Genomic DNA, 19,018 nt, shown 5'->3' on the forward strand with positions numbered 1-19,018 from the left:
CCGGACCGCCCCGCGCGCCGCTCAGTTCACCCGCGCCCAGACCTGCGATTTGCACACCGGCCCGAGGCACCCCCTGACGGTCATCCGGTCGCCACGCACCTGCATGGTGCCCTTGATGGTGCGGTTGTGGGCAGGCACGAAAGCGTGCCCCGTCCAGACCCCGGCCCCTGCCGGAGTCATGTCCCAGAACACCCGCACCCCGAGGTTCGGCGTCTTTATCGGGCGCCCCTGACGGTCATAGGTCCGCGCGATCACCCCGCAGGCCGCCGCGCCACAGGGCCGCGCCTCGATATGGGCGACGATTCCCTTTGCGTCCGGCGGCGTCAGCCAGGTGCCCAGCGGCGTCTCGGCCCCGGCCAATGCCGGCACCAGGCCCGCGCAGCAGCACGCGACCAGGACCGTTCTGAAATTTTCCATCATGTGCACCAACATCACTCCATTCAGCGATACTGGCATTTGCTGCCGTCTGTCCCGGCCCGGCAGAACAAAGCCGAGGGCACTCTACACGCCCCCGGCCCCGTCCACCAAACCAATTCCCCGCCCCCGCGCCCATCGGCGCATTGGCGCCGAGGTTCAGTTCACCCGGCTCCAGGTCTGTTTCGAACAGATCAGCCCGCCCGCCACGCAGCCGCGCAGCGCCACGCTGTCGCCCGAAAGATCCATCTTGCCGATGTAGATCTTGTTGTTCGAAGGGCGCCAGACCTTGCCCGCATAATGCCCGTCGCCCTCCGGCACCATGCCGATCACCAGCGTCTTGCCCTTGTTCTCCGAGTCGTATTCGCCGGAACCATTGAAAGTCCGCGCGATCACCCCGCAGAGCGCCGCGCCACAGGGCGAAATCTCGACATGGGCGTAAGAGCCGTCGTCGACCTCGGTCTTCCAGGTCCCCTCCAGCGGATCGGCCGCCAGCGCCGCCCCGGCCAGCCCCAGCGCGGCGGCAACGCCCAGCGCAAGCGGTTTGAATACACGTTTCATCGAAAAAACCTCCCGTTTGCCCCACAGTGGCCCGCCCCCCCCGAGTCGGGCAAGGTTGACCCGGGGTCGCGTTGCAATTTGCCGCGCCCCGGTGCAAGAGGGCGCGAAACCCCGCTGCACCGGAAAGGCCCGCCGATGATCCTCTACCCCGCCATCGACCTCAAGGACGGACAGGCCGTGCGCCTCTTGCGCGGCGACATGGACAAGGCGACCGTGTTCAACGACGACCCCGCCGCCCAGGCCCGCGCCTTTGTCGAGGCCGGTTGCGACTGGCTGCACCTCGTCGATCTCAACGGCGCCTTTGCCGGCGCGCCGGTCAACGCCGCCGCGGTCGAGGCGATCCTCGCCGCCTGCGACGTGCCCGCCCAGCTCGGCGGCGGCATCCGCGACATGGCCACCATCGAGGGCTGGCTCGACAAGGGGCTGGCCCGCGTCATCCTCGGCACCGTGGCGGTGGAAAACCCCGCGCTGGTGCGCGAGGCGGCCCGCGCCTTTCCGGGCAAGGTCGCCGTCGGCATCGACGCGCGCGGCGGCAAGGTCGCGACCAAGGGCTGGGCCGAGGAAACCGACGTCGACGCCACCGATCTGGCGCGCAGCTTCGAGGATGCCGGCGTCGCCGCCATCATCTATACCGACATCCAGCGTGACGGCGCCATGCAGGGCCCCAACGTCGAGGCCACCGCCGCACTTGCCCGCGCGGTCTCGATCCCGGTGATCGCATCCGGTGGCGTCAGCTCCATCGCCGACCTGGTCGCGCTGCGCGACTGCGGCGCATCGCTCGACGGCGCGATCTCGGGCCGCGCGCTCTATGACGGGGCGATTGATCTCAAAGAGGCGCTGTCGGTGCTGCGCGGCTAGGCCGGCGCAACCGCGCATGGCCCGCCTGGTCCACCGCATCTTCGCGCTGCTGGGGCTTGGCCCGATCCTGCTCTGGCTCGGGGCCGCCGCCAGCGTGCTGACGCTGGGCAACCTCTTTGGCTGCGATATCAACGAAGGCTCCGCCGCCCCCTGCATCGTTGCCGGCACCGACCTTGGCGAGACCGCCTATACCCTCGGGATCTTCGCCGCATGGGGGCCGCTTTTCCTGGCCCCGGTAGTGATGGGCGCGGCGATGCTCTGGGCGCTCTTCGCGGCGGTCCGGGCGCTCCTGCGCCGCCGCGCCTGAAACGCACCCGGCCCCGCGCAAAACACGGGGCCGGGCCAAGGGGCCGGCACGGGGGACGGGTCCGGCCCGGAAAAATCAGGTCAACCGGGGGCGATCAGCCCTCGCTCAGCAGCCCGGCCGCCATCGCGGCGTCAGCTTCCGCCGTGTCGACCTCGCCATCGGCATTGACGTCGATCTTGGCAAAGGTCTCGGCGTTCATGTCCGGAAACGCCGCCTTCAGCTCGTCCATCGAATAGGTGCCATTGCCGTCGGCGTCCTGCTCGGCGGTCAGCGCCTGTGCCGCCAGCGGGCTTGCGATCAGTGCGGCCAGCGCGGCGGATTTCAGGGCAAACATCTTCATGACAACTCTCCTTATTGTCCTGTGTCTCTCCGGCCGCCGGACCATCCGGCAGGCCGTGAGGGCAAGCTAGGCGCGGATTTCACCCGCCGCGAGGGCATGGGGCCGGCGCCCCGATTTCCGGCAAGACATTGCCTTTTCAGCGAAAATCGCGCGCGTCCTTTTGCCGGGCGCGGCGCGTGATCCTTTCTCCGCCGGCCCGTCCCCCCGCCCCGCGCAACTTCGCGCCCATGGCGCGCCCCGGCCCGGTCCGGCCATTGACCCCACCGCCGCCGCCTGCCAGCGCGCGCCCGCGCCGATGCGCCCCTTCCCCCTCTGGCCGCCGGGGGGTATGTAGGCGGCAAAGGAGCGGCCCCATGCTGAAAACCCGCATCATTCCCTGCCTCGACGTGGCCGATGGCCGCGTGGTCAAGGGCGTCAACTTCGTCGATCTGGTGGACGCCGGCGACCCGGTCGAGGCCGCCCGTGCCTATGACGCCGCCGGCGCCGACGAGCTGTGCTTTCTCGACATCCACGCCACCCATGAGAATCGCGGCACCATGTACGACCTGGTGCAGCGCACCGCCGAGCAGTGCTATATCCCGCTGACCGTGGGCGGCGGCGTGCGCACCCGCGAGGACGTGCGCGCCCTGCTGCTGGCCGGGGCCGACAAGGTCAGCTTCAACTCCGCCGCCGTGGCCGATCCCGGCGTCATCGCCGAGGCCGCCGAGCAGTTCGGCAGCCAGTGCATCGTCTGCGCCATCGACGCCAAGACGGTCTCGCCCGGCAAGTGGGAGATCTTCACCCACGGCGGTCGCCGCGCCACCGGCATCGACGCGGTCGAATTTGCCCGTACCGTCACCGCCAAGGGCGCGGGGGAAATCCTGCTCACCTCGATGGACCGTGACGGTACGCGGGCGGGCTTCAACCTGCCGTTGACCCGCGCCATCGCCGACGCGGTCGACGTTCCGGTGATCGCGAGCGGGGGCGTCGGCACGCTGCAACACCTCGTCGATGGCGTCACCGAGGGGCACGCCAGCGCCGTTCTGGCCGCCTCGATCTTTCACTTCGGGGATTTCACCATCCGCGAGGCCAAGGAATACATGGCCGCCGCCGGCCTGCCGATGCGGATGGAGTTTGCCTGATGACCGTGCTCGACCAACTCGCCCAGACCATCGCCCAGCGCGCCGAGGCCGACCCCGACAGCAGCTGGACCGCCAAGCTTCTGGCCAAGGGTCCCGAGAAATGCGCCGAGAAATTCGGTGAAGAGGCCGTCGAGGCGATCATCGAGGCGGTCAAGGGCGACCGCGCCCGCCTCACCTCCGAGGCCGCCGACGTGCTCTATCACCTGCTGGTGATGCTGCAATCGCGGCAGGTGCCGCTCTCGGACGTGCTGGGTGAACTGGCCCGCCGGCAGGGCACCAGCGGCATCGCCGAGAAGGCCGCGCGCAAGGGATAGCCGTCGCCGCGTCCCGTGCCAATGCTTGACCCCATGCCATCGCCCCGGATACCCAATCCGCAAGAGCGAGGGGAGACGAGCAGATGACCATCCATTCCGGCGCGCGGGGCGGCCTGCGCCTGCCCGTGATCGAGACCGTCAATGCCTTTGTCGCGTTTCTCTTCGCCGCCTCCGCCCCGGTCGCCATCATCCTCGCCGCCGGCGCCCGCGGCGGGCTCACGGACTCCGATCTCGCCTCGTGGATCTTTGCCGCCTTCACGCTCAACGGGGCGCTGACCATCGGCATGTCGCGGGCGTTTCGCCTGCCGCTGGCATTTTTCTGGACCATTCCCGGCACCGTTCTTGTCGGCGCCGCGCTGCAATCGCTGTCGCTGCAGGAGGTGATCGGTGCCTACCTGCTGACCGCGCTTCTGCTGCTGGTGCTGGGGCTCACCGGCTGGGTGCGGGCGGCGATGGCGCGGCTGCCGATGCCCATCGTGATGGGCATGGTCGCCGGGGTCTTCGTGCAGTTCGGACTGGACTGGATCCGCGCCTTCGAGACCGACTTCACCCTCGTCGCGGCGATGAGCGCGGCCTTCTTCGCCCTGACCAGCCTGCCACGCCTGCAACGGCTGCTGCCACCGATGATCGTGGTGCTGGTGGTCGGGCTGGCGGTGCTGGCCCTGCAGGGCGGTGGCGTGACCCTGCCCGAGACCACCGGCCCGGTGCTGGCCCACCCCACCCTCTACACCCCCGTCTTCTCGCTTGCCGCGACGCTGGAGCTTGTGATCCCGCTCGCCATCACCGTGATCGCCGCACAGAACGCGCAGGGCATCGTGATCCTGCGCAGCTCCGGCCATGAGCCGCCGGTCAGCGCGATCACCACCGCGTGCGGCGCCGCCTCGGCCCTCACCGCGCTGTTCGGCTGCGTCTCCACCTGCCTCACCGGCCCCTCCAACGCGATCCTCGTGTCCGGAGGAGAGCCGGACCGCCACTGGATCGCCGCCGTGCTGCTCGGCCTCTTCGCCATCCTGTTCGGGCTGTTCGCGCCGCTGGTCACCACGCTGCTGCTGGCCACGCCGGCGGCCTTCCTCTCGACGCTGGCCGGGCTGGCGCTCCTGCGCACGCTGCAGGCGGCGTTCCAGACCTCCTTTGCCGGCGCCTTCCCGTTGGGGGCGCTGGTCGCTTTCCTCGTCACCATGGCCGGGCTGCCGGTCTTCAACATCGGCGCGCCGTTCTGGGGCCTCGTCTTCGGCGTGCTGACCAGCCTGCTGTTGGAGCGCGAGGCCTTTGCCAAACACTGAAAGGACCCGCCCCATGCCGGATATCGACATCGCCGTGATCGGCGCCGGGATCGTCGGAACCTCCACCGCGCTCTGGGCAAGGATGCGCGGCCACCGGGTGCTGCTGGCCGACCCCAACCCACCCGGCTCGGGCACCAGTTCCGGCAACGCCTGCACGCTGGCCACCTATGCCTGCCTGCCGGTCAACGACCCCTCGGTGCTGACCGGCCTGCCAAAACTGATGGTCAGCCGCGACAGCCCGCTGGCGGTCTCCTACGTCCACGCCCTGCGCAACCCGCGCTGGATGCTGTCGTTCCTGGCCAATTGCCGCGCCGCCCGCGCCCGCACCATCGCCGGGCAGCTGGCCGACCTGCTGTCGCATGCCGACGCCGGGCTGAACCCGCTGATCGCCGAGGCCGGGGCCGAGGATCTCGTCGTTGCGCGCGGCCAGCTCTCGGTCTGGTCCACCGAGGCCGGCGCGCAGGGCGCCGAAGCCGGCCTTGCCCTGCGCCAACGGCTCGGCATCCCCTTTACCGAACTCTCCCCAGAGCAAGCCCGCGAAATGGAACCCGGTCTGCGCCTGCCCATCGAACGCGCGGTGCATTTTCCTGCCGCCCGCCACATCCGCGACCCCGAGGAACTGGTGCGCCGGATGCACGCCCGTTTCCTCGAGTTGGGCGGCACATGGCGGCAATCCACCGTCACCGGAACCCGCGCCCATGACAGCGGGGTCGAGATCACCCTCGACGACGGCACCTATACCGCCGGGCACGCGGTGCTGGCCGCCGGGGCCTTCTCCAAACGGGTTCGGGGGGCCGGTGCCGAGCGCCTGCCGCTGGGCACCGAGCGTGGCTATCACCTGCTCTACGCCGGTGAGGCCGCCCGCGTCACCCGCCCGGTCGGCTGGGGCGAGGGCGGCTTTTACGCGGTGCCGATGGCGCGCGGGCTGCGGCTGGCCGGCACGGTCGAGATCGCCGCGCTGGAGGCGCCGGAGAACGCCGGGCGGCTGGATTATATCGCCCGCAAGGGGGCCGAGATGCTGGGCCCCCTGCCCGCGCCCGACAGCCATTGGCTGGGCTTTCGCCCGACCATGCCCGATGCGCTGCCGGTGCTCGGCCCCAGCCCCACCTCGGAGCGGATCATCCACGCCTTCGGGCACCAGCACCTCGGCCTCACGCTCGGCGGATTGTCGGGGCGCATCGTCACCGACCTGGCCGAGGGGCGCCAACCCAACCTCGACATCACCCCGTTCCGTCCGAGCCGCAGTTTCGCGCCGCTATAGGCGGTGCAGCTCGACGGTGAACCCCTCTTCCAGCGTCGGCGCGACGAAATGGCGGGAGATCTGGTGGAACTGTTCTTCGGTCGCCGCAAAGGGGTGATCGCCCTGCGCGTTGCGGGCGCGCAACCGCTCCAAACACACCGCGTCAGGCACATCCAGTACATGCAGGACATGGCCCGCCCCACAACGGTCGAGGATGCCGCGCATCCAGGCCCGCGTCTCGACCGTGTTGGCCGGGAAATCCAGAACCACCGAGGCCCCGGCGTTCAGCAATGACGCCACATGCGGCCCGAGGACCCCGCGCAGACGCCCCGCGCAGCGCACATAATCCCGGACGGACGACATCTGGTCGGAAAAAAGACCGCTCAGCCAGTCGTCTTCCGAGATCACGACGGTTCCGGGCAAGCGGCCCAGTTCTTCGGTCAGCGTCGATTTGCCCGAGCCGATCTTTCCGCACAGCATGTGCAGTGTAGGAGAGGACATGAAAACACCCGTGTTCGGCGCAATGCGCGCCAGTGACGATCAGATACCAAAACCCGGCCCGGCGTGTCAGGCCGGGACGATAATTCGACAGCGGCGCAGACCGCCGATCATCTGAACAAGGGGTGTCATGCCGGTCAGAAACACGATTCCCGCGCCGCTGTCCACCGCCCGCTGACGCACCCCGCCCCAGGCTGTTGCGCTTCGGCCCCGGGCTTACCGGGGCGCGTCCCAGGTGACCGGCTCCAGACGGAACAGCGCCGCCAGTTGCGCGTAGATCGCCGGCACCTCGCGTTTCAACTCCGCCGGCCTTTCGAAAAACGCCTCGACCGCCACCGCGAAAAACTCTTCCGGCCCCTCCGCGCCATAGGCATCCAGAACCGTCCGGCGCCCCATCTGCACCTGCTGCACATGCGCCTCATAGGCCGGACCAAAGGCGCGCGCCCAATCCGCGAACTTCTGCTCCGGGTCGAGGATCGGAACCCCGTCGGTATGGCCCGAGAGATCGTCGATCTGGTGGGCAAATTCGTGAAACACCACGTTATGGCCGTCGTGATCGTCCAGCGCCCCCTGCTGGCTGTGCGCCCAAGACAGCACCACCGGCCCCCGCGACCAGCTTTCGCCGGTGCGCACGATCTCGCGCTCGGTCACCACGTATCCGTTGTGCTGCGCCTGCCGCGATTTGAACGCCCCGGGATAGAGCAGGATGGTGGTCAGATGCTTGTACCAAGTGTCGCTGTTGACCACGAGCAGGCAGGCCTGCGCCGCGATCGACAGCCGCATTTCCTCGGTCACCTCCAGCCCGTTGCAACCGACGAAATCGACCTGGTCGAGGAACGCGTTGATCTTGCCCTCCAGCCGGTCGCGCAGAGTCGCGGGCAGCTTGCGGGTCAGCGGAACCTCTTCCGCCACGATGGCGCGCTCACTCTCCGACAGCGGCGTCTCGAACAGGGTCTTGCGGACCCTGCGCCGCGACCAGAACCGGTAACCCAGGGCACCGCCCGCCGCGATCAGGAGCATGAGAAGGAGCATGGGGGTCATGGGCGCCGCTCTGACAAGGTGAAGACTCCCTTCAGACCTAGAGATCGGCGCGGGGAAAACAACCGCCGGCTCACCCGCGTTAACCGCCGTGAATGTCCCGCCCGTTGCGCAACGGGCCGAAACCCCGCGTTCGGTACGAAACGGCCTCCGAATCCCCCGGAACCGCCTTTGGGCCGGTTTCGTGGTGGGATCAGATTGTACGAAACGCGGCGAAAATTCCCCGATCCGCACCCGGCGGACTGGCCCGGCCATGGCGCGCGCGACACGGCGGCGTGAAATCCGCCCGCGAAGTACCCGGCGTTAACCGCGCCTTGCGCGCCGCTGTCACAGCTTGGACGAGATCACCCCGGTGGCGAAACCGCCCATCCGCAACTCGCCGAACAGGCGCTGATACTCGATCTTGGGACAGCGATTCTGGATCACCGTCACCCCGCGCGCCTCGGCCTTGGCGGCGGCCTCGGCGTGCTCGACCCCGATCTGCATCCAGATCGTCTGCAACGCGGGAAACCGCTCCAACGCCTCGTCCACGATCGGCGGCACCGCCTCGGAGCGGCGAAAGATGTCGACCATGTCCACATCGCCCTCGATCTCGGACAGGCTGGCGACAACCGTCTGGTCGAACAGCGTTTTTCCCGCGTGCCCCGGGTTGACCGGAACAATGTCATAGCCCTTGAGCGCGAGATAGCGCGCCACGTAATAGCTGGGCCGCACCGGGTTCAACGACACGCCGACCACGGCGATCCGCCGGGTGCGGGTAAGGATGTCTTTCAGGAATGTGTCGGAATACTCGGGCATGGCAGATCCTATAGCCGGGTTGCGGGCCAGAAAAAAGCGCCCAAAGCGAAATTGCTATGGGCGCCCAGTTTGGAACGAGGGACAGTGAAATGACACACGGCAGTTCCGGTCCGTGGTCACTGTGTTATTTGGGCACCATTCCGGAAAAATAAAGGGGCGCTCGCGATTTCGTGAGAATTCCGCCCCTAATGCCCCAACGGCCCCGGCCAAATCTCATCACTCAACGCGATATATTGCGGAATGTCGCGCAGCCACACCTTCATGTAGTTGCGATTGTGGATCAGGTACAATTTTCCATCCACGATTTTCCAGGCCTCCGGATTCGTCCCCGAGGCCATCCCCCTGGACATCGCATAGGCACAATACCCGCCGTATTGCGGCGCATAAGCCCTTGGATTTCTTTCGAAAATCTCGCGGTTCCGGGCGCTCGCGAACAGCCAGACCGCCCCTTTCCACATCACCGCAAGTCCCGGTTTCCCCCGCACCGCCTTGCCAGACGTGAAATAAGCCACCGTGTCATACCCCCCGATTGCCGCCCCCCCGCTGGAATAGAACACCGGCATCTCGGCCCGCGCCACGGTGGTGAGCAGCAGGAAGGCGGCGAGGACAGACAGGATCAGACGGCGGGGCATGGGAATTTCAGTGGTTGTTGAGGACAGCCCCAAGATGCCTTCCGAAACCCGGCCTGCAAAGCCCCGCTGACGCGCTTGTGATGGATGCGGAGCGGCGCGTGCCCCGCGCGCCTCAGTCGAAGATGTCCTCGACGAGGTCCCAGGCCTCGTCCAGCACGCGGGTCATCAACCCCTTTTTTCGCTTGGGTTTCTTGCGTTTCGCCGGTTTCGGACGTCGGGCCGGAACGGCATCCGCGCTGACGGTCCTGTCGGTGCGCAGCATCTTCAACTCGCGCAGCGGCGCGCCGCAGCCCGAGCAGCTTAACTCGTGCCGATCCCTGCCGCTCAGCACCAGCACCGCGCGGGTGCCGCAATAACAGCAGGTGGCGATCTTGGGTCCCTGTGGAATCGGCGGGCCTCGCTTGTCCGGGTCGTTCGATCAGTGGCTCAGAGAGGCATATAGGGCGATCGCCGCGGCGTTGGAGACGTTGAGCGAGCCGAATCCCCCGGCTGCGTCAATCTTGACCAGCTGGTCCACGGTGTCCTTGGTCTTGGGCCGCAGCCCCGGCCCCTCGGCCCCCAGCACCAGCACCACGGGACGGTCGCGGCGCCCCTCCAGCGCGGCCTCGATGGTTTGTTCGGCCTCGCCGTCCAGCCCGAGCACGAGGAATCCCATGCCCTGCAACTCGACAATCGCCTCGGCCAGGTTGCGCACCCGCACATAGGGTTGGCGTTCCAGCGCGCCGCTGGCGGTCTTGGCCAGCGCCCCGGTCTCGGGCGCGGAATGGTGGCGGGTGCCGATCACCGCGCTGGCGCCCAGCACCTCGGCGCTGCGCAGGATCGCGCCCACGTTATGCGGGTCGGTCACCCGGTCGAGCAGGATCACCCGGGGCGGCGCCCCCTCGACCGCGCGCCCGATGCAGACCTCGGTCAGGCTGCCCCAGCTCAGCGGTTTCACCTCCAGCGCCGCGCCCTGGTGCACCGAACCGGGGTCGATCGGCGCGGTGAACTTGCGCGGATCGACCTGTTCGGGTTCGATGCCGGCCTCGGCGATGGCTTCGGCCAGCTTGTCCTGCGCGTTGCGGGTGACGATCAGGCGCAGCTTTTCACGCCGTGGATTCATCAAGGCGTCCCGCACCGCGTGCAGGCCGAACAGCCAGACGGTTTCAGAGCCGGCGGCCTTGCGCGCCTGTTCCTTTTCGACCACCCATTTGGGTTTTTTCATCATCGCCCCCACATCCCGAAATCCCGGACCCGGTCCGGACCCGCAGGGCGGCGGATTTTCCTGTTGACGCCCCTTGAGCGCGCTTGTAATCACGCCCGCACATCCGGCGCAACCGCGCAGGTGGATGGGCGACAGGCCGCAAGGTGTGGCAGGGGACTGTAACTCCCTCGCGGAGACGCACGCTAGGTTCGATTCCTAGGTCGCCCACCATTCCCCCCCTTCGATTATTTGGCCATGCCCTCGCGCAGCCCGGCATTTTCATGACTTAACGTGAATTTAGCGTTTTTCCGTCCCAATCCGAGAAACTCAACCAGGTTTGGACCGGACATTGGGCCCCAAGACGCTGAAACTCATTTCCTGGGCGGCCCTGCTCATGGGCGTGCTGATTTTTGCGACCACGCTGTTGATCGTCAACGCCCGGCTGTCCGTGACCGAGGTCCTGGTAACCCGCGCCTCCGCGGCGATCTCGAATATCTGGTACCAGCGCCATTTCCACGATTCCGCTGCGTTCGAGGCGGTGATCCGCGCAAACGAACAGGACAAAGTCGCCCCCCGCTATCAAACTGGTCTGGATGCTTTCGGAGAGGTCGTTTTCTTTCGGATCTTCGACGGCCATGGGCGGCTGACGCTGGCGGCGACACGGGCCCACGAGCCCGCGCAGGACAACCCGATCCCCGATGGCCCCCTGCCGATCACGGAGCAAGAGCGCAACACGGTGCAGGCGGTACTGGCCTCGGGACAGCAAGCAACCGCTTTCGATATCAGCACCCCGCACGAAGAGAGCACGACGGTGTTCGCCCGCAGCATCCTTCCGATCCGCTACCGGGGGGACATTCTTGGCGCGGCCGAGGTCGTGATCGATGCCAGCGGTCCACTTGGCGAAATCTCTGCCGCCTTCCGCTGGTTCAGCCTCTTCGTGGCTTCGGTCCTGACCCTGGTCAGCCTGATCCCGATCTCGGTCATCGGTTATTCCTGGGTCCGGCAATCCAGGCTGAACGTCGAATTGGCCAAGGCACGCGACAAGGCGCGCCAGGCCGAGGCGATCAAATCTCGGTTCCTTGCCAACATGAGCCACGAGATCCGCACACCGCTGAACGGGATCATGGGCATGGCCGAGCTGCTGAACGAAACCCGGCTGAGCGACGAGCAGCGCGGTTATTCCGCCACGATCCTGAGTTCCTCCTCCGCCCTGCTGACCATCATCAACGACATCCTGGATTTCTCCAAGATCGAGGCCGGACGGGTCACCATCACGCAGGCCCCCTTCGACCTGCACGACTGCGTGCAGGACGCGGCGACGCTTCTGTTTCCCGCCGGCAACGGCAAGGGGGTGGAGCTTTGCGTCGATTTCCAGGTCCCGTTGCCGGCCTGGGTGATCGGGGACGAGGCCCGGCTGCGGCAATGCCTGCTGAACATCGCCGGAAACGCGATGAAATTCACCGACGCAGGGCACGTGACGATCCGTGTCTCGCGCCCCGCCGGAGACCGGATCGAAATCGCCGTCTGCGACACCGGAATCGGCATCCCGCCGGACCAGATCGACGCCATCTTCGTGGATTTCGAACGGATCGAGGGCCCCGGAACCACGAATCGCCCCGGCACCGGGCTGGGGCTGGCGATCACCCGCCGCCTGCTGCGGTTGATGGGCGGCGATATCTCGGTGCAGAGCACACCGGGCAAGGGATCGCTGTTTCGCATGGACCTGCCACTGCCGGAGACCGCTCCGCCCGAGACGGCGCAGAGCGAGACCCCGGTGCTGTTTCCCGACCCGGCGGCCCTGCATGGCAAGACCGCCGTCGTGGTGGACGACCTGGAGGTCAACCGCCGCATCCTGACCGAACGGCTGGCCAGCTTCGGGATGCACAGCACCGCCTATGACGGCGCCGCCGCGACCCTTGCCGCGCTGCGGTCGGGGCGGCAGCCGCTGCCCGATATCGTGGTGTCAGATCACCAGATGCCGGGCATGGATGGCGCCGACCTGTTGCGGGCGCTGCGGGCCGATGCCGGCACGGCCGACCTGCCGGTGGTCATCCTGTCATCGGGCGACCTCGAGACGCTGCGGGCCGCCTTCACCGGGGACAGGCCCGAATTCTTCCTGCGCAAGCCGGTCCGCACCGACCGGCTGTACAAAACCCTGCGCCGCGCCATGGGCGAGACCGGCCAGCCGGCGCACGACACCGCCGGTCCGCCCGAAACCGGCGACACCGACCCGCCCCCGGACACCGCCTGGATGCAGGTCGGCCTGGCCGAGGACAACCAGACCAACCGTTTCATTGTCGAAAAGATGATCTCGGGCCGGGTCGCGCGGGTGATTCCCTGGTCCGACGGGCAGCAGGCGGTCGACGCCTATCTTGCCGAGCGGCCCGACGTGATCCTGATGGACATCTCGATGCCGGGCAAGGACGGGTTGACCGCAACGCGGGAGATCCGCGCGCTGGAGCGTCAGGCCGGGCTTGCGCCTTGCGTCATCCTGGCGTTGACCGCCCATGCCCTGACCGAGGATCGCGACCGCAGTGCCGGGGTGGGCATGGACGGCTTCCTGAGCAAACCGATCCGCAAGGCCAGGCTGATCGAGGCGCTGGAGGCGGCCGGCGCGCGGCTGGCAGAGCGGCGGACGCAAACGCCGGATACCCGCGACACCGGCTGAGCCGGGCTCAGCCGCCCTGCCCCATCCGCTGGATCCGGTCCCAGGTTTCCGAGCCCTCGCGCCCCAACTCGTCGAGCACGTCGAAATGATCGCGCCCGGGACAGCGCGCCAGGCTGATCCGCCGCAGCTTGCGCCCCCAGAGCGCGGCCAGCGCATCGCTTTGGCGGCCGAAGGCCTCGGGCTCGTCCGCCCCAACGACGAGGTGCACCGGACGGTCCGCCGCCGGCCAGTAGAGCAGCGGCGACAACCGCTCCACCTCGCCGGGGGTCAGCCCGACCGCCTCGTTGACATAGGACGCCGCCACCGGGGCAAGGTCATAGACCCCGCTGATCAGCACGTATCCCGCCAGCGCACCGGGCAGATCATCGCCCCCCAGCCCGGCCAGGATCGCGGCGACCAGATGCGCCCCGGCCGAATGCCCGGCCAGAACGATGCGATCCGGGTCGATGCCGTAATCGGCCGCATGGCCGCGCAGGTGGCGCAGTGCCGCCGCGACCTCGTCGACGATCTGTTCGAGCCCGGCCTCGGGCGCCAGCGTATAGCCCACCCCCACATGCGCCCAGCCGGCCTGCGCATAGGCGCGGGCGGCGAACCCCGACCACTGTTTGGACCCCTCCTGCCAGAACCCGCCATGAATGAAGACAAGGCAGGGGCGCTTCGCCCCCGTGCGCGGCGCGGTCACGTCATAACGCTGGCGCGCGCCGGGGCCAAAGGCAACATCGGACCAGTGCGCCAGATCCGTCGCCCCCGCCAGTGCGGCGGTCTTGGCGGCGTGCCGCGACAACACGGACTCGAAATCCTTGGCCGACCGACTGGGCGAAAGCTGCCGGTCCAACTCGGCCCGGCTCAGCCGGGCATAGGGTACGCGCATCTGGTGTCTCCATGCTGCAATCGCCCGTGGGATAATCGCTTTGCGCGTGGCGTGAAACCCTCTCGACGCCCTTGCCGCCAGGAGGCTAGGGTGCCGATATGCAACAGGAAAGGCCGCCGATGACCCCGCAAGACCTGCAACAGCTTTTGTCCGAGAATTTCGCCGAATGGGTCCGGGCGCTGGACCTCACGGTGATCGGCGCGGATGCGGACCACGTGCTGATGCGAATGCCGCTGGGGCCACATCTGGCGCGGGTCGGCGGCATCGTCTCGGGGCAGGCGCTGGCGGCGCTGGCGGACACCACGATGGTGCTGGCCGCGGTGGCGCAGGCCGGGGCGTTCAAACCCTTTGCCACCACCGACCTGCACACCCAGTTCCTGCGCCCCGGCACCGGCAGCGCGATCCTGTGCCGGGCTGAGATCGTCCGGGCGGGCAAGGCGCTGGTCTTCGCGCGGGCCGAGATGACCGAGGCCGACAGCGGCAAGGTGGTGGCGACGGCCACGGCCACTTTTTTCGCGCCCTGACCCGGATGCGCCGCGCGCTGACCCTCCTGTTCTGTGGCGCCGTGGTCGCGCTGGCGGGCTGTGGCCGCCCCCTGACGCCGGGCGAGCGCGCCTTTGCCGAGACCCTGCAGGGGCGCGACATGGCACTGGACCGGGTGCGGCTGGTGCAGGGCGCGCCGGTGGGCACATTCACCTTTCACCGCAAGCCGCGCCCGCCGGTCACCTGCCGCGAGCGGATCATGCCGCCGGAAACCGACGAGATCGTCACCACCCGGCCGGCCGCGGTCACGCTGTTCAACCGCATCTTCTTCAGCGAGGGCTGGTACCTGGAGGATTACACGCCGGGCTATCCCGATCGCCTCTACCTGGTCGAGGCGATGCTGCTGGCGCATGAACTGACCCATGTCTGGCAATGGCAGAACCGGGCGCGCACCGGCTACAGCCCGCTGCGGGCGGCGGCGGAACACGGCAGCAGCGATGACCCCTATCTGTTCGACCTGGCGGGGCCGCCGGATTTCCTGGACTTCGGGTACGAGCAGCAGGGCGCCATCGTCGAGGAATACGTCTGTTGCCGGACCCTGGCGCCCCGGGCGGCGCGCACCGAACGGCTGCACGCCATGTTGTCAAAGGCCTTTCCGGTCACCCCCCTGCCGCGCGACCGGGGCGACACCGCCGTGTTCCTGCCGTGGAAGGACGTCCAACTGGAGGGGATCTGCGACTAGGCGCTTACCCTTCGGCGACCTGGATGCTTTCGAGGTAGGACAAGATCGCGGCCAGCGGGCGCGGCGTGGGGGTCAGCGTGCCCTCGATATCGACCGGCACCAGGTCCCCTTCCAGCAGGGCACCGAATTCCGGCATGATCTCGGGCGTGACACCGCCGTGACCATAGCCGTCGATCTGCGACAACACCGCAGCGCGGGGAAAGGCACCGCCGTTGCGGGCCGCGATCCGGGTCAGGTCCGGCGCCTCCTGCCCACGGGAGAGTTCCCCGCCCTGCCCGTGATAATCGTGGCAGGCAACGCAGTTGTCGGCATAGAGCGCGGCCCCCTCGTCCGGGCCCGGCATTTCATCCACGACACAAGCCGCCAGGCCGGCCAGCACCGGCAGCGAGATCAACAGTTTCCGGGTCATCGGCGCGGTCATTCGGCTTGCAGGGTTTGCAGGTAGGCCATCAGGTCGGCGATCGGCGCGCTGGTCATGATCGGTTGACCGCTGTCGGTCTTGACCGCCTTGCCCTTGCCCTCGAAGAAGAACCCGTAGACCGGCATCGGGCTGCCGTGGCTGACCAGCGGGTCGCGCCCGTCGATACGCTTGACCACCCGTTCGAGCGGAAAGGCGCCGCCGTTGGCCTTGGCCAACTGGGTCAGGTCGGAGGGCTGGATCACCAGCACCCCGGCCATCGGCCCTTGGCCGGTCCCCTCGATGCCGTGGCAGGTGGCGCAATGCACGCGGTACAGCTCGCCCCCCTGCTTCACGTCCTGCGCCAGTGCCGGCACGGCTGCACCGACCAGCGCGAGCCCGGCAATCCATTTCACCATACGCATGGGCTTTCTCCCCTTGATTGACCTGACAGGATCACAATTCCTGAAGCGTTTCAACATGTTCCGCCGATATCCACGGCGCCGGTTCCCCCCGGACCAGGCGCAACGCGGGTCGGCAGATGCATCACGCAAGCCACTGTCACAGCCCCGGTGCCGCAGCTCAATGATACAGATCAACGCGTCGGCGCCGCGCCGCCTATGATGCTGTGACGCGGCCCGCGTCCAGGTGCAACACCCGGTCCATCCGTCCCGCCAGTTCCAGGTTGTGGGTGGCGATCAGCGCGGCCAGCCCGGTTTCCGTCACCAGCGCCATCAGCGCCGAGAACACCCGGTCGGAGGTCTCCGGATCGAGGTTGCCGGTGGGTTCGTCCGCCAGCAACAACCGGGGCCGATTCGCCAGCGCCCGGCAAAAAGCGACGCGCTGCTGTTCGCCACCCGACAGCGCGGCGGGGCGATGATCGGCCCGCGCCGAGAGGCCGACCCGGTCCAGCAATTCGCCCGCCCGTGCGGCGGCCTGTGCCCGGCCCGCGCCATTGGCCAGTTGCGGCAGGATCACGTTCTCGGCCGCCGTGAACTCGGGCAGCAGGTGGTGAAACTGGTAGATGAAGCCGACATCGCGCCGCCGCACGGCGGTGCGCGCCCGGTCGCCGCGCCCGGTCATATCCTGCCCGCCGATCGCCACGGTGCCGGTATCGGGGGTGTCGAGCAGCCCGGCGATATGCAGCAGCGTCGATTTTCCCGCCCCCGAGGGCGCCACCAACGCCACCGTCTCGCCCGCCGCGAGCGACAGGTCGATGCCGCGCAGAACCTGCACCTCGCCCGGGGTATCAGGGTTGTAGCGTTTCGCGACCGCCTCCAGCCGCAGCACCGGCTCACTCATAGCGCAGCGCCTCCACCGGGTTGAGCCGGGCGGCGCGCCGGGCCGGGAATATGGTCACGAGGAAGGACAGCCCCAGCGACAGCCCGACCGCCTTGAGCACATCGGACAGGTGCAGTTCGGCCGGCAGCGCATAGATGCCGCGAATCGCCGGGTCCCAGACCCCGCCGCCCATCACGAAATTGACGAAGGAAAAGATCGGGTCGATGTAGATCGCGAAGAGGCAGCCCAGAATCACCCCCAGCGCGGTGCCGATCAGCCCGGTGAAGGCGCCGCAGATGAAAAAGACCCGCAGCACCGAGCCCTCGCTCAACCCGATGGTGCGCAGGATGCCGATGTCGCGCCCCTTGTTCTTGACCAGCATGATCAGCCCCGAAACGATGTTCATCGCCGCGATCAGCACCAGGATCGAAAGGATCACGAACATCACGTTGTCCTCGACCTCCAGCGCGCGCAGGAACCCGCCCGAGGCATCGCGCCAGGTCCAGACCTGGGCACGCTCACCGGCCGCCTGTCGCAGCGCGGGGATCATCGCCTCGACCGCCTCCGGCTCTTCGACCATCACCTCGACCTCGTCCGCCACCCCCTCGCGGTTGAAATACGTCTGCGCCTCGTCAAACGGCATGTAGACGCGGGTGCGGTCGATGTCGTAGCGGCCGGCGGTAAAGATATAGACCACATCATAGGCGTTCACCCGCGGGCTGGTGCCGAAGGGCGTTTTCACCCCTTCGGGCGAGATCAGCTTGATCCGGTCCCCCACGACGACGCCCAATTCGCGCGCCACGCCCGACCCGATGGCGACGCCGGTGCCGAAATCGGCCAGGTCGCCCTGCGCCTGTTCGCCCGCGGCAATCGCCGGCAGCGAGGCCAGGTCGCCGGCATGAATGCCAAAGACCTCTACGCCGGAGTTGCGCCCGCGATGCGCCGCCATGACCTGTCCGCGCACCAGCGGCGCCGCCCGGGTCACGCCCGGCACCTGCGTCAGCCGCGCGGCCATGGCCTCGTAATCCGGGATGGTCCGGTCGATCCGGCCCTGGTCGGTCACCTGTCCGAGGTTGTAGACGGTGACATGGGCATTGGCGCCCAGGATGGTGCCGACGAACTCGGACCGGAAGCCCGAACGCACCGCCAGCGTGGCAATCAGGGCAAAGACGGCCAGGGTGATGCCGATCAGGCTGATCCAGGTCATCACGCTGACGCCGCCCTCGGCGCGACGCGCGCGCAGGTAACGCCAGGCGATCATCCATTCAAAGGGGGCAAAGGGCGCGGGGGTGCCGGCCATCGGTGGGCTCCTGCTCGTTTCGGGGAAAGTGCGCGCTGGACCGGGGGTGGTCAAGCCGGAAAACCGCCCGCCCGGCGGCGCCTTTCCGCGCAAGATCCGGGGGCGACGGGACGGGTCGGGCCTGTGCACAACCTGTGGGCAAAATCGGGGTCATCGCCACATTTGATCACAATTCAGCCCCATAATCCACGGAATCAGCACCGTAATATTGTCCATTGCGCCAGCTCTTGCGAACTTTCCAAAACCGAACCTGGGGGGCCAGGACCACGGAATGGAGAAGAAGATGCGCCCGATCCCGACTCTGCCATCCGCCCCGACGCGGATGCCTCCCCCTGCCCCGGCTCACGTCGAGATGCGTGACCTCGACAGCCCGCCCATCGACAGTGAAACGGCCGCCCTGCTGCGCTGTTGGTTGCAGCCGCTGATCGCCCGCGCCACGAGCTGGGAGGGGCTGAACCACGCCCTCGCCCGGCACGGCCATGCGCTGGCCTTTCGTGGCGGGCGGCTGTGCCTGATCGCCGGCCCGGAGGGCACCTGCATCTGTTCGATGCGCTTTCTCGGCGTCGGGCTCAAGGACCTGGTCGCGCGGCTGGGCCGCCCGGCGGTGCGCCCGCTGCCCGGTCACAGCGGCGAGGGCGAGCTGTGCTGCCCCGCCGCGCGTCCCGCCTGAACCCGGTCTGAACCGGGTT

At 68.1% G+C, this 19,018-nt stretch carries 24 protein-coding genes and 1 tRNA gene; 11 read left to right on the plus strand and 14 right to left on the minus strand.

Going from position 1 to position 19,018, the window contains the following annotated elements; translation table 11 throughout:
* Positions 1 to 21 precede the first annotated feature (21 nt).
* The gene (locus ABWV23_RS08925) at positions 22 to 456 is read right to left on the minus strand and encodes a DUF2147 domain-containing protein (RefSeq protein WP_353347096.1); all 435 of its coding nucleotides are present in this window, start codon (positions 454 to 456) and stop codon (positions 22 to 24) included.
* 117 nt (positions 457 to 573) lie between these two features.
* Positions 574 to 975 (minus strand): DUF2147 domain-containing protein, encoded by a 402-nt coding sequence (locus ABWV23_RS08930; protein ID WP_353347097.1) that lies wholly within the window; start codon positions 973 to 975, stop codon positions 574 to 576.
* A gap of 135 nt (positions 976 to 1,110) precedes the next feature.
* On the opposite strand from ABWV23_RS08930, the gene hisA reads away from it, so the two are divergent.
* Positions 1,111 to 1,833 (plus strand): 1-(5-phosphoribosyl)-5-[(5-phosphoribosylamino)methylideneamino]imidazole-4-carboxamide isomerase, encoded by a 723-nt coding sequence (hisA, locus tag ABWV23_RS08935; protein WP_353347098.1) that lies wholly within the window; start codon positions 1,111 to 1,113, stop codon positions 1,831 to 1,833.
* 16 nt (positions 1,834 to 1,849) lie between these two features.
* Complete coding sequence (locus ABWV23_RS08940; protein WP_353347099.1) at positions 1,850 to 2,140, plus strand: hypothetical protein; 291 nt, start codon at positions 1,850 to 1,852, stop codon at positions 2,138 to 2,140.
* Between the two features lie 94 nt (positions 2,141 to 2,234).
* On the opposite strand, the gene ABWV23_RS08945 is transcribed toward ABWV23_RS08940, so the two are convergent.
* A complete protein-coding gene (locus ABWV23_RS08945) occupies positions 2,235 to 2,480 on the minus strand; it encodes an EF-hand domain-containing protein (protein ID WP_353347100.1) in 246 nt (81 codons plus the stop codon).
* Positions 2,481 to 2,833: 353 nt separating this feature from the next.
* On the opposite strand from ABWV23_RS08945, the gene hisF reads away from it, so the two are divergent.
* From hisF to ABWV23_RS08965, 4 genes are all read left to right on the plus strand, one after another.
* Positions 2,834 to 3,601 carry an imidazole glycerol phosphate synthase subunit HisF gene (gene hisF, locus ABWV23_RS08950; RefSeq protein WP_353347101.1) on the plus strand — a complete coding sequence of 256 codons (768 nt, stop codon included), beginning with the start codon at positions 2,834 to 2,836 and terminating at the stop codon, positions 3,599 to 3,601.
* Positions 3,601 to 3,915 (plus strand): phosphoribosyl-ATP diphosphatase, encoded by a 315-nt coding sequence (locus tag ABWV23_RS08955; protein ID WP_353347102.1) that lies wholly within the window; start codon positions 3,601 to 3,603, stop codon positions 3,913 to 3,915. Before hisF ends, ABWV23_RS08955 begins: the two co-directional genes overlap by 1 nt.
* A gap of 83 nt (positions 3,916 to 3,998) precedes the next feature.
* On the plus strand, positions 3,999 to 5,198 hold the full coding sequence (locus ABWV23_RS08960; RefSeq protein WP_353347103.1) for a benzoate/H(+) symporter BenE family transporter: 1,200 nt from the start codon (positions 3,999 to 4,001) through the stop codon (positions 5,196 to 5,198).
* 13 nt (positions 5,199 to 5,211) lie between these two features.
* On the plus strand, positions 5,212 to 6,459 hold the full coding sequence (locus tag ABWV23_RS08965; protein WP_353347104.1) for an NAD(P)/FAD-dependent oxidoreductase: 1,248 nt from the start codon (positions 5,212 to 5,214) through the stop codon (positions 6,457 to 6,459).
* On the opposite strand, the gene ABWV23_RS08970 is transcribed toward ABWV23_RS08965, so the two are convergent.
* From ABWV23_RS08970 to rlmB, 6 genes are all read right to left on the minus strand, one after another.
* Complete coding sequence (locus tag ABWV23_RS08970; RefSeq protein WP_353347105.1) at positions 6,454 to 6,939, minus strand: P-loop nucleotide/nucleoside kinase family protein; 486 nt, start codon at positions 6,937 to 6,939, stop codon at positions 6,454 to 6,456. The genes ABWV23_RS08965 and ABWV23_RS08970 overlap by 6 nt on opposite strands.
* A gap of 213 nt (positions 6,940 to 7,152) precedes the next feature.
* On the minus strand, positions 7,153 to 7,977 hold the full coding sequence (locus ABWV23_RS08975) for a M90 family metallopeptidase (RefSeq protein WP_353347106.1): 825 nt from the start codon (positions 7,975 to 7,977) through the stop codon (positions 7,153 to 7,155).
* A 324-nt stretch (positions 7,978 to 8,301) separates the two neighbouring features.
* Positions 8,302 to 8,772 (minus strand): CoA-binding protein, encoded by a 471-nt coding sequence (locus ABWV23_RS08980; RefSeq protein WP_353347107.1) that lies wholly within the window; start codon positions 8,770 to 8,772, stop codon positions 8,302 to 8,304.
* 185 nt (positions 8,773 to 8,957) lie between these two features.
* The gene (locus ABWV23_RS08985) at positions 8,958 to 9,404 is read right to left on the minus strand and encodes a YHS domain-containing (seleno)protein (protein WP_353347108.1); all 447 of its coding nucleotides are present in this window, start codon (positions 9,402 to 9,404) and stop codon (positions 8,958 to 8,960) included.
* Between the two features lie 112 nt (positions 9,405 to 9,516).
* Positions 9,517 to 9,792, minus strand: a complete 276-nt coding sequence (locus ABWV23_RS08990; protein ID WP_502901642.1) for a hypothetical protein — start codon at positions 9,790 to 9,792, stop codon at positions 9,517 to 9,519.
* A gap of 30 nt (positions 9,793 to 9,822) precedes the next feature.
* Positions 9,823 to 10,608, minus strand: a complete 786-nt coding sequence (gene rlmB, locus ABWV23_RS08995) for a 23S rRNA (guanosine(2251)-2'-O)-methyltransferase RlmB (RefSeq protein ID WP_353347110.1) — start codon at positions 10,606 to 10,608, stop codon at positions 9,823 to 9,825.
* Positions 10,609 to 10,734: 126 nt separating this feature from the next.
* Here rlmB and ABWV23_RS09000 point away from each other — a divergent pair.
* Positions 10,735 to 10,818, plus strand: a tRNA-Tyr gene (locus ABWV23_RS09000).
* A gap of 106 nt (positions 10,819 to 10,924) precedes the next feature.
* Positions 10,925 to 13,255 carry a response regulator gene (locus ABWV23_RS09005; RefSeq protein WP_353347111.1) on the plus strand — a complete coding sequence of 777 codons (2,331 nt, stop codon included), beginning with the start codon at positions 10,925 to 10,927 and terminating at the stop codon, positions 13,253 to 13,255.
* 7 nt (positions 13,256 to 13,262) lie between these two features.
* On the opposite strand, the gene ABWV23_RS09010 is transcribed toward ABWV23_RS09005, so the two are convergent.
* The gene (locus ABWV23_RS09010) at positions 13,263 to 14,126 is read right to left on the minus strand and encodes an alpha/beta hydrolase (protein ID WP_353347112.1); all 864 of its coding nucleotides are present in this window, start codon (positions 14,124 to 14,126) and stop codon (positions 13,263 to 13,265) included.
* Between the two features lie 119 nt (positions 14,127 to 14,245).
* Here ABWV23_RS09010 and ABWV23_RS09015 point away from each other — a divergent pair, with 119 nt between their 5' ends.
* Both ABWV23_RS09015 and ABWV23_RS09020 read left to right on the plus strand, forming a co-directional pair.
* On the plus strand, positions 14,246 to 14,650 hold the full coding sequence (locus ABWV23_RS09015) for a PaaI family thioesterase (protein WP_353347113.1): 405 nt from the start codon (positions 14,246 to 14,248) through the stop codon (positions 14,648 to 14,650).
* 5 nt (positions 14,651 to 14,655) lie between these two features.
* Positions 14,656 to 15,351 carry an eCIS core domain-containing protein gene (locus ABWV23_RS09020; RefSeq protein ID WP_353347114.1) on the plus strand — a complete coding sequence of 232 codons (696 nt, stop codon included), beginning with the start codon at positions 14,656 to 14,658 and terminating at the stop codon, positions 15,349 to 15,351.
* A 4-nt stretch (positions 15,352 to 15,355) separates the two neighbouring features.
* Here ABWV23_RS09020 and ABWV23_RS09025 read toward each other — a convergent pair whose 3' ends face one another.
* From ABWV23_RS09025 to ABWV23_RS09040, 4 genes are all read right to left on the minus strand, one after another.
* Positions 15,356 to 15,760, minus strand: a complete 405-nt coding sequence (locus tag ABWV23_RS09025; protein WP_353347115.1) for a c-type cytochrome — start codon at positions 15,758 to 15,760, stop codon at positions 15,356 to 15,358.
* An 8-nt stretch (positions 15,761 to 15,768) separates the two neighbouring features.
* Positions 15,769 to 16,167: a c-type cytochrome gene (locus tag ABWV23_RS09030; RefSeq protein ID WP_353347217.1), complete on the minus strand. Its 399-nt coding sequence runs from the start codon at positions 16,165 to 16,167 to the stop codon at positions 15,769 to 15,771.
* Positions 16,168 to 16,366: 199 nt separating this feature from the next.
* Entirely contained in the window at positions 16,367 to 17,050 is a 684-nt protein-coding gene (locus tag ABWV23_RS09035) for an ABC transporter ATP-binding protein (protein ID WP_353347116.1), read from the minus strand.
* Positions 17,043 to 18,329: a lipoprotein-releasing ABC transporter permease subunit gene (locus ABWV23_RS09040; protein ID WP_353347117.1), complete on the minus strand. Its 1,287-nt coding sequence runs from the start codon at positions 18,327 to 18,329 to the stop codon at positions 17,043 to 17,045. Before ABWV23_RS09040 ends, ABWV23_RS09035 begins: the two co-directional genes overlap by 8 nt.
* A 271-nt stretch (positions 18,330 to 18,600) precedes the next feature.
* Here ABWV23_RS09040 and ABWV23_RS09045 point away from each other — a divergent pair, with 271 nt between their 5' ends.
* The gene (locus ABWV23_RS09045; RefSeq protein ID WP_353347118.1) at positions 18,601 to 18,999 is read left to right on the plus strand and encodes a hypothetical protein; all 399 of its coding nucleotides are present in this window, start codon (positions 18,601 to 18,603) and stop codon (positions 18,997 to 18,999) included.
* Positions 19,000 to 19,018 lie beyond the last annotated feature (19 nt).

The organism is Aquicoccus sp. SU-CL01552, assembly GCF_040365005.1.
Classification (GTDB): domain Bacteria; phylum Pseudomonadota; class Alphaproteobacteria; order Rhodobacterales; family Rhodobacteraceae; genus Antarcticimicrobium.